This window comes from bacterium (assembly GCA_020440705.1).
In the GTDB taxonomy this organism is placed as follows: domain Bacteria; phylum Krumholzibacteriota; class Krumholzibacteriia; order LZORAL124-64-63; family LZORAL124-64-63; genus JAGRNP01.
Map to the genome: position 1 here is coordinate 1 of JAGRNP010000225.1, position 2,670 is coordinate 2,670.

At 67.5% G+C, this 2,670-nt stretch carries 2 protein-coding genes; one reads left to right on the forward strand and one right to left on the reverse strand.

The features are described from left to right. Positions 1–532: 532 nt before the first annotated feature. Positions 533–1,708, reverse strand: coding sequence for a hypothetical protein (locus KDM41_17840; protein MCB1185284.1), 1,176 nt, complete (start codon positions 1,706–1,708; stop codon positions 533–535). Positions 1,709–1,819: 111 nt separating this feature from the next. Here KDM41_17840 and KDM41_17845 point away from each other — a divergent pair. Next, positions 1,820–2,670, forward strand: an 851-nt coding sequence (locus KDM41_17845; protein ID MCB1185285.1) for an NYN domain-containing protein, incomplete at its 3' end; no start/stop codon positions are given.

Below are 2,670 nucleotides of genomic sequence, written 5' to 3' on the forward strand. Positions count from 1 at the left end.
CCGAGGCTGACCTGGAGCAGCAGGCTGCGGCTCTCGCTGGGGGGGCGGAATATCTGTCCGACGTGGTCCAATTCCGGCCTCCGGAGCGGGCCCGCTCGGCGGGTGCGAACCCTGCCAGAAGGGGCTGACCCCTGCCGGCGGGTATTTTTGACGGCGAATTTACACTATCACGACAGATTTAGGATTGTTTTTGGCGAATCCTCACGCCCTTGTAACCAGTTGCCACTATTGTAAGTAATTCTTTAGCCGCGTGATCGCCGCTCCCAATGATGTTGAGCATTCGAAAACCCTTGAATATTCCCTAAAGAAAAACCTCAATTTGTGGTTGAATAGTGACGATTCCTGCAACACCTCCAGCGAGACCCGGCACGGGTCGACCGAGAGCAGAGGGAAGGCAGAACAGAGTCAACATCACGGCCGGGGCCGCCACGTCAGAATGGCTTAGGGCGAGAGTCATTCACCGACAGGCCCCGGCCCCCCTTTTCAGGGGACTTTTTTTTGCCGCCGACCGTCCCGCAAGGCCCCGACTCCGTCAGGCGTCGGCGTGCAGCCCGCAGAACACCCCGTTCCTGATGATCACCCGCTCGGCGTCGCCCGGTCCACACAGGCGCACCTCGCGCACCCGCACGTCCGGCTGCATTTCCGGAATGTAGACCCGGTCGAGGTGGATCACCGCGTCGGGGCCCGAGAAATCCGACGGTGAGACGGTGCCGCCGAAATGGTCGCTGCGGCCGAAGGCGATGTGCAGGCCCAGCTTCTCGTCGAGCAGGATGCTGCCGGTGGGAGCGAGCCCGAAGTCGCCCAGCACGCCGAGGCCCAGCTCGGCCAGGTTGGCGTAGGCCGGCTCGGCGGCCAGGTGGGCGGCCTCCTCGCTGCTGCGGGGGCCCTCGCTGAGCACCTTCACCGCCTTGTTGCCCTCGATGGCGTACACCACGACCTCGCCGTCGATCTGCACCGGCAGCGTGCCCTGGGAGCCGCTCGGGTCGCCGGCGATCTCGCCTTCGTAGGGCACGATGTAGGCCTCGCCGGAGGGCAGGTTGCCCGCCACGCCGTTGGCCGGGAACAGGCCGCCCGAGGCGTGGCCGGTGCGGTGGCGGAGATCGAGGACGAGGTGGTGGGTCTGGTCGCCCACCACGAAGTCGAAGCGGGCCGAAGTGGCGGCGTCGAGCCAGGTCTTCAGCAGGTCGACGCGGCGGTTGATCTCGCCGTAGTCCAGGCGCAGGGCCGGGATCATGGACGGCAGGAAGCCGGGCATGGTCGCCGCACGGAAGCCCTCCGGGCCGGCGCCGCGGGCCCGCGTGGCCACCTTCAGGGGGGCCGTGGCCGACAGCTCGGTCGGGGCCAGAACCATGCTGTGGGTGGCGAAGAGCTCGTCGAAGGCGAGGCCCGGGCCCGACAGGGCGTCGGCGTCGGCGTAGACGGTTTCCCCGTCGCCGGGGACGCAGACGGACGGCAGGTCGGCGTTGTTGCCGCCGGCGTTGCGGTACCAGGCCAGGGTGAGCCGGTCGAGGCCGAGGGCCGCCATCTCGCCCTTCAGCCCGCGGTACCAGGCGGCGGCCATGGCCCGGCGGGCGGCCCAGTCCGGGTCGTCGGCCAGGCGGGCGTCGGGCAGGTCGACGATGATGGCCAGGCCCCGGTCGGCGGCGGTGGGCTGGAAGACACGCTGGACGAGCAGGCGCAGGTCGGTGGCGGTCAGGGACTCGGACATGTTCGGCTCCCGGCTGGGGGATCGGTCCCGGGAATGAGGTGGTCCCGGACGCGGACATCAATTATCGTAGGCCCCGACAACAACCGGCAGACAGCGCGCAAGGAGGCCGCCATGAACCAGGACCGGGAAACCAATCTCGCTCTTTTCATCGATTTTGACAACGTCGCCCTCGGCGCGCGCGACGCCCGGCAACGCTTCGACATCAAGCTCCTGCTCGAGCGCCTGCTCGAGAAGGGCAAGATCATCGTCAAGAAGGCCTACGCGGACTGGCACTACTACAAGGAGTACATGTCGCCGCTGCACGAGGCCGCCATCGAGCTCATCGAGATCCCCATGCCGCGCATCTCCGGCAAGAACAGCGCCGACATCCGGCTCGTCGTCGACGCCATGGACCTGTGCTACTCCAAGGAGCACCTCGACACCTTCGTGATCGTGTCGGGCGATTCGGATTTCTCGCCGCTGGTCTCGAAGCTGCGCGAGAACAACAAGCGCGTGATCGGGATCGGCATGAAGAACTCGAGCAGCAAGCTGCTCATCGGCAACTGCGACGAGTTCATCTTCTACGACGACATCTACCGCCTGACCCAGAGCCGCATCGAGGGCACCGCCGCCCACAACGTGCCGGCCGACAAGCGCGAGCTCTTCGACTTCCTGGTGCAGACGGTGCAGAGCCTGCTGCTGGAAAGCCGCGGCGTGCTCTACTCGTCGCTGATCAAGGACACCATGACCCGCAAGCAGCCCGCCTTCACCGAGCGGGCCCACGGCTTCTCGAACTTCGGCGACCTGCTCGACGAGGCGCGCAAGCTGGGGCTGCTCATCGTCGAGCGCGACGCGGCGGCCGGCGGCACCTGGGTCGTGCACGGGCTGGGCGACGGGGTGTCCGAGGGCGGCGGCAACGGCGACAAGCGGGCCGGCGGCAGCCGGTCGTCGCGGCGGCGGCGGCGGTCCGGGCGCGGCGAGAA

Bases quoted from the DNA above. Each gene is read 5' to 3' on its own strand.
- KDM41_17840 (MCB1185284.1), bottom strand. From the start codon at position 1,708: ATGTCCGAGTCCCTGACCGCCACCGACCTGCGCCTGCTCGTCCAGCGT.